This is a genomic window from Sphingomonas bacterium, assembly GCF_028292945.1.
Classification (GTDB): Bacteria; Pseudomonadota; Alphaproteobacteria; order Sphingomonadales; family Sphingomonadaceae; genus Sphingomonas.
The window spans coordinates 1-6,884 of sequence record NZ_JAQGLJ010000014.1 but is presented as its reverse complement, the minus strand read 5'-3'; the positions used below and the strand labels follow the sequence as shown (position 1 = coordinate 6,884).

Genomic DNA, 6,884 nt, shown 5'->3' with positions numbered 1-6,884 from the left:
CTGGCGGGGGGGTGGGGGCTGTGGGGCACGCAGGTAATTTAGCTCTCACCCTTCGACCTACCAACCTCTAGCCCTTCCCCGGCGAACGCCGCGGCCTAGCCAATACAGAATGCTCGACGCGGTAGCGTCGATCGGCGCTCCGCGCCGGCTGGGCCCCGGCTTTCGCCGGGGATGGGTTACTCGGGTAGGGCTTGCGCTACCCAAGCGCCTTGCGCACCGCTGGCACAATCCGCGCAACGATCACCCGCACACCCCTCGCATTGGGATGCAGCCCGTCGCGCTGGATCAGCGCGCGGTTCGCTGCGACGCCATCGAGGAAGAACGGGTACAGCGGCACGCCATGCTTGCGCGCCAAAGCCGGGTACATCGCCTCGAAGCTGCGCGCATAGTCCGGTCCCAGATTGGGTGCCGCGCGCATGCCGGCGAGCAGCACGGGTATCCGGCGGCGTTTCAGCTCGGTCAGGATCAGGTCCAGATTGGCGCGCGCCTGTGCCACCGGCAGCCCGCGCAGCATGTCGTTCGCGCCGAGCTCGACGATCACCAGATCGGGCGTGCGCCCCAGCCCGCGCAATCCCCAGCGCAGCCGCGCGCGCCCTTGCGCGGCCGTGTCACCCGCCACGCCGCCGTTACGCACCGTCGCGGGGACGCCACCGCGACGCAGCGCCGCCTGCAGCTGCGCCGCGAAGCCCTGTTCGGGTGGCAGGCCATAGCCGGCGGCGAGACTGTCGCCGAACGCCCAGATCAGCCGCGCGGGCGGTTTGCCCGGAGCTTGCGCATGCGCACCTGTGCCGACCAGCATGGCCAGCACCAGAGCGACATGGACAAGCAGCCACCGCCCCCCATATCGCGCCCACCGTGACAGCCACATCATCCGTCCCGCCTAGCGCCGTTATCGACGCGCGCAACATCACGCTGACGCTTGGCAAGCCGCCGGCGCGTGTAGAAGTGCTGCGCGGCATCGACCTGACCGTCGGCGCGGGCGAGAGCGTCGCGCTGCTGGGGCCGTCGGGGTCGGGCAAGTCGTCGCTGATGGCGGTGCTGTCGGGGCTGGAGCGGCCGACCGGCGGCAGCGTGGAGGTGACCGGCCTCGACTTCGCGACGCTGGACGAGGATGCGCTGGCGGTGGCGCGGCGTGGGCGCATCGGTATCGTCCTGCAGGCGTTCCACCTGCTGCCGACGATGACCGCGCTCGAGAATGTCGCGGTGCCGCTGGAACTCGCCGGCGAGCGCGATGCGTGGTCGCGCGCGGCGGCGCAGCTGGCCACCGTCGGTCTCGCCGATCGCGAAACCCACTACCCCGCGCAGCTGTCGGGCGGCGAGCAGCAGCGCGTCGCGATCGCGCGCGCGCTGGTGGGAAGGCCGCAACTGCTGTTCGCCGACGAGCCGACGGGCAACCTCGACACGGTAACGGGCTCAGGCGTGATGGACCTGCTGTTCGCGCAACAGACCGCCAGCGGCGCGACGATGGTCGTCATCACCCACGACGCCGCACTGGCGCGCCGCTGCGCGCGCGTGGTCGAACTGGCGGATGGACGTATCGTCGCGGATCGACGTGCATAGGATGCGCGCTTCTCCTTCTCCCTGCCCGCTTCCCCGGCCCTTCTCCCTTGCCCGGCGGAAGCCGGGGCGCGGTTGGGCCGCTGCCCGGATCAGAACTCATCCCTCGCACAGCAGGCACCGGCCTTACCCTCCCTTGGTCCCCGTCGAAACCGTCACCCCGTCCACGGCGCGGCCGACTGGGCCGCGGCTTTCGCCGGCGAAGGCTTGAACCGTTGAGAACGCAATTCGCCCTCGCGTGGCGCCTCGCGTGGCGCGACCTGAAGCGCGGCGGACGCGGCCTCTTGCTGCTGGCGCTGTGCCTGTTCCTCGGGACCGCGGCGCTGGCCGGGATCGGCAGCCTGTCGGCGAGCATCCTGGCGGCGCTCGACGGGCGCGGCCGCGAGTATCTGGGCGGCGACGTCGAGCTGCGCGTGTCGCAGCGCCGCGCCACCGTCGAAGAGCTCGCCGCGCTGACGAGTGCCGGCCGCATGTCCGAAACCGTGTCGATGCGCGCGATGGCGTCCCGGAGTGCCTCGGGAAGCGGCGGCGAGCCGGTGCTGGTCGACCTGCGCGGCGTCGATGCCGCCTGGCCGCTGGTGGGCGACTTCCGGCTTGCGCCCGGCGCGCTGCGCCAGCGCCCGCAAGGCGCGGAGATCGCGATTGCGCCCGCCTTGGCGGAGCGGCTCGATGTCGGAGTCGGCGACCGCATCCGCGTCGGCCGCGCCGATCTGCGTGTTGTCGGCCTGATCGCCAACGAGCCCGATCGGATCGGCGCAGGCTTCGCGCTCGGGCCGGCGGTGCTGGTCGACCTGGCCGGGCTCGACCTGACGCAGGCGGTGCAGCCGGGCAGCCTGTACGAGAGCCGCTATCGTCTGGTCGTGCCGGTGCGCGCGCAGGCGGAGGCGACCGGGCAGCGGCTGGTGCGCCGCTTCGGCAATGCCGGCTGGACCGCCCGCACCTCGGCGCAGGCGGCGGGTGGGCTGCGACGGGGGTTGAGCCAGCTCGGCCAGTTCCTGCTGCTCGTCGGCCTCGCCGCGCTGACGGTGGCGGGCGTCGGCGTCGGCAGCGGGGTGGCGGCCTATCTCTCCGCCAAGACGCGCGTCATCGCGACGCTCAAGGTGCTGGGCGCACGTTCGCCACTGATCGCGAGCATCTTCCTGCTTCAGATCGGCGCGACGGCGGCGGTCGGGATCGCGCTGGGTCTCGCGGTCGGCGCGCTGGTGCCGTTCGTCGTCGCCCGGCTTGCCGGGGCGGCGCTTCCCGTCACGCCAGAACTGGCGCTCTACCCCGTCCCGCTCGCGACGGCGGCGCTGCTGTCGGGGCTGGTCGCGCTATTGTTCGCGCTGCCGGCACTTGCCCGCGCCCGCGCGGTTCCCGCCGCAACGCTGCTGCGCGACGAGGTCGGCGCGAGCCGGCGGCCGTCGTGGCGACTGGTCGCGGCGATGGGCGTGCTGATCGCGGCGCTCGCCGGCGTTGCGGTGCTGACCGCATCCGACCGGCTGCTGGCGCTCGGCTTCGTCGGCGCGGTCGCGGCGCTGGTGCTGCTGTTGTGGGGGATCGGGCTGGGCTTGCGCTGGGCGCTCGCCCGCCTGCCGCGCCCCCGTGCGCCGTTGCGGCGGCTGGCACTCGCCAACCTCCACCGACCAGGCGCGCAGACCGATCGGCTGGTGGTCGCGCTGGGGCTGGGCTTTTCGCTGTTCGTGGCGATGGCGGTGATCGACACCAGCCTGTCCGCCGAACTCGCCGGCGCCGCCCCTGCGAAGGCGCCGCGCTTCTTCGCGATCGATCTGCAGCCCGAAGACGCCGCCCGCTTCCAGTCCGTCGTCCGTGCCACGGCACCCGCCGCCCGGATCGAGGCAACGCCATCGCTGCGCGGCTCGATCAGCGCGATCAAGGGCGTGCCGGTCGCCCGGCTGAAGACGCAGAGCTGGGTCGCGAGGGGCGAGCGCACGCTGACCTGGTCGGCCGCCGTCCCGCCCCGCAACGAGGTCGTCTCCGGCCGCTGGTGGCCCGCCGACTATCGCGGCCCGCCGCTGGTCTCGATCGAGGATCGCGCCGCCGAGGCGCTGGGGGTCAGGATCGGCGACATGCTGACCATCTCCGTGCTGGGCGTCGATGTTCCCGCGCGCATAGCCAACTTCCGCAAGATAGATTGGGGCGGATTGGGCCTCAACTTCGCGATCGTCTTCTCGCCTGGCTATATCGAGGAAGCCCCGCACGCGCTGCTCGCCAGCGTCTACGCCCCACCCGGCAACGACGGCGCGATCGCGCGGGGCGTCGCCGCCGCGCTGCCGTCGGTGACGCTGATCCGTGTCGGCGACGTGATCGGCCAGATCGGCGCGGTGCTGGGCCAGGTCGCGGTGGCGGTACGCGCGGCGGCAGCGGTGACGGTGCTCGCCGGCATCGCCGTGCTGATCGGCGCGGTCGCCGCGACGACGCGCGCGCGGCGCTATGACAGTGTCGTACTCAAGCTGCTCGGCGGCAGTTCGCGCCAGGTCTTGGGCGTCCAGGCCATCGAATATCTGCTGCTGTCGCTGCTGCTGGTCGGCGTCGCGCTGGCGATCGGCACGGCGGCGGGATGGTTCGTGGTGACACGAGTGCTGGAGCTGGGATGGGCGCCCGGTTGGGGCATCGTCGCGCTTACGCTCGCGCTGGCGAGCGTGGCGACGCTGGGCATCGGTCTGCTCGGCAGCCTGCCGGCGTTGCGCTCGCGACCGGCGGAGGCGTTGCGCGCGAGCTAGACCGCCTCAGGCGGCGAGGTCGAGCGGCGTGTCGAGCAGGGTGGCGAGCGCCTCCGCGCCGATCGGCTTGCTGATCAGGTAGCCTTGCGCGAGGTCGCACCCGATCGACGCCAGATAGGCAAGGCAGGCTGCGTCCTCGACTCCCTCCGCGACGACCGTCAGCCCAAGGTCGTGCGCCAGCTCGACGGTGGAGCGGACCAGCACCGCATCCGACCGGTTCTGGTGCGCGAATTGGACGAACGACCGATCCAGCTTGAGCTCGTCGAGCGGCAGCTGCTTCAGATAGGTGAGCGTCGATTGCCCGGTCCCGTAATCGTCCATCGAGATGCGCACGCCCAGCGCCTTCAACGCGCGCAGCGCGTCCGCCGCACCGGCGGGGTCGCTCATCGCGGCGGACTCGGTCACCTCCAGCGTCAGGCGCCCGGCATCCAGCCCGCTGCCACCGATCAGCGCCGCGAGGTCCGCCAGAAAGGCCCGATCGGTCAGCAGCTTGGCGGAGATGTTGACCGCGCCGCCGATCAGGTGACCCGCCGCGCCCCACACCGTCAGCGCCGCCAGCGTCTGCGCCGTGACGTGCAGCGTCAGCCCGGCGATGCGATCGTTGCGCTCGGCCAGCGGGATGAACAGATCGGGACGCAGGAAGCCGCGCGTCGGGTGGCGCCAGCGGACCAGGGCCTCCACGCTGGCGATCCGCTTCGTCGCCAGGTTCAATTTCGGTTGATAAACCACCTCGATCTCGCCCGCCGCGATCGCCTGGTCCAGTTCGCCGAGCAGCGACATTTCCTGCGCCACCGCATCCGCCTCGGACTGGATGTGGTGGTGAAAGCCCTCGCCCGTGTCGCGCGCCTGCGCCGCCGCCAGCGCCGCATGCGCGAGCACGACCCCGGCTGCGTCACCGTGCGCCACGCCCACCGTCAGCGCCACGTCGGCCCGACGCCCGCCGACCTCGACGGGCGCCATCATCACGCGGCGCAGCTGTTCGTACAGGATGAACGTCTGCTCCGGGTCGTCGGGCGCGACCCAGGCCAGCACGCGATCGTCGACGCGGAATATCTCGGGATTGCCGGCGAGCAGCGCGATGCGATCGCGCACCCGGCCGATCGCTTCGGCCCCGCCCAGATCGCCCAGCGCCGACAGCAGCTTGTCGTAATCGGCGAACAGCGCGACGGCGATCGTCACGCGCGCGTCGCCGGCATGGGCCAGCAGCGCATGACGGTTGCGCAGTCCCGTGGCCTCGTCGGTCAGGCGCCGCGTCCGCAGCGTCGCGGCGGTCAGCATCGCGCCCGTGGCGACGGTGACCGCGGCAAGCGCCGCCAGCGCCGGCACGATCATAAAGCCGACCTGCAGCATCTCCGCCGCCACCGAAATCGCGAAGATCGCAGCGGGCAGCAGCGCCGCCGTCGCGATCAGCGTTCCCGTGCGCCGTGCGCAAGGCAGCAGCAGCGCGAGCAGCAACGCGACGATCAGCGGCAGCACCCAGCCCGCGTCCACGGGCACGCCGATCATCAGCGTCTCCGCCGCCAGTGCCTGGATTACCACGCCTGGGATCACGCCGTAGCGCGGGACCGCATAGCGATCCCCCATCTCCACCGCGGTCGCGCCGATCAGCACGCGCTTGCCCGCGATCGCGCGTGGATCGAAGCGGCCGTCGCTGATGTCGATGAAGCTGTGGCGCGGAATCGTATCGGCGCGGATCGCATAGTCGATCGAGAAGTCGCGACCCACCGCCCCCGCCCGGCCGGCGAGCATCGCCGACAGCGACGGCCGCGGCACGCCGGTGGTGACGATGCCGATCGGCGCCGCGCGCACGAGACCGTCGCGATCGGGCAGGATCGAAACCGCCGCCGCCATCGAGTGCGCGCGCAACTCGGGGATCGGCAGCGCGTCGAGGAATTCAGCGCTACCGCTGCCCGCCGCCTGACGCAGCGTCGGCAGCACCACGCCGCCACCCGCGCGGGCGAGCGCGTCGGCGAAGCGACGATCGTCCTCGGGATTGGAACGGGCGGAGAAGTCGACGTCGAACGCAATCCCGGCCACGCCCGCCTGCGTCAATCGGTCGATCGCTTGCGCATAGTTGCGGCGCGGCCACGGCCAGCGAGCGATCGCCGCCATCGAGCGTGCATCGATCTCGATGATGTGGAGCTCGCCCGAGGCGGGCCGGCTGCGCAGCTGAAAGCGCAGGTCCTGCAGCCCCTTCTCCAGCCCGCCGCCCGCACCGGTCACTCCGACCAGACCGCCGAGCGCAGCCGCGGCCAGCAAGGCGCCCGCGCGCCAGCGGGCGCGGGCGAAAGCAAGGAGCTTGAGGGGAACGACCGACCGCGATTGCACCAACTGATCCTAGCCGCGAAGCATGAACAGGCCGTCAACTTCACCGGTCGCCGTCATGCCGCCCCGGCCGATCTGCTCATTCCTCAACCGCTATCCTTATCGTCGTCGCCCTTACCCCCGCCGTCCTTGCCGCCGTCTTTGGCGTCCTTGGCATCCTGCGCATCTTTCAAGTCCTTCGCGTCCTTCAGATCCTTGGCATCCTTGGCATCCTTGGCATCCTTGGCATCCTTGGCATCCTTGGCATCCTTGGCATCCTTGGCATCCTTGGCATCCTCG

Annotated in this window: 5 protein-coding genes; 2 read left to right on the top strand and 3 right to left on the bottom strand. The window is 71.6% G+C overall.

Going from position 1 to position 6,884, the window contains the following annotated elements:
* Nucleotides 1-196 precede the first annotated feature (196 nt).
* Nucleotides 197-871, bottom strand: coding sequence for an arylesterase (locus JWN21_RS01810; protein ID WP_299645695.1), 675 nt, complete (start codon nucleotides 869-871; stop codon nucleotides 197-199).
* Between JWN21_RS01810 and JWN21_RS01805 the strand changes: the two genes are divergently transcribed.
* On the top strand, nucleotides 856-1,560 hold the full coding sequence (locus JWN21_RS01805; RefSeq protein WP_299645694.1) for an ABC transporter ATP-binding protein: 705 nt from the start codon (nucleotides 856-858) through the stop codon (nucleotides 1,558-1,560). The genes JWN21_RS01810 and JWN21_RS01805 overlap by 16 nt on opposite strands.
* 212 nt (nucleotides 1,561-1,772) lie before the next feature.
* Nucleotides 1,773-4,280 (top strand): ABC transporter permease, encoded by a 2,508-nt coding sequence (locus tag JWN21_RS01800; protein WP_299645693.1) that lies wholly within the window; start codon nucleotides 1,773-1,775, stop codon nucleotides 4,278-4,280.
* A 6-nt stretch (nucleotides 4,281-4,286) separates the two neighbouring features.
* Here JWN21_RS01800 and JWN21_RS01795 read toward each other — a convergent pair whose 3' ends face one another.
* Both JWN21_RS01795 and JWN21_RS01790 read right to left on the bottom strand, forming a co-directional pair.
* Nucleotides 4,287-6,539: an EAL domain-containing protein gene (locus JWN21_RS01795; RefSeq protein WP_299645692.1), complete on the bottom strand. Its 2,253-nt coding sequence runs from the start codon at nucleotides 6,537-6,539 to the stop codon at nucleotides 4,287-4,289.
* Between the two features lie 152 nt (nucleotides 6,540-6,691).
* Nucleotides 6,692-6,884 (bottom strand): hypothetical protein (locus JWN21_RS01790; protein ID WP_299645691.1); only part of this gene is annotated, 193 nt, incomplete at its 5' end.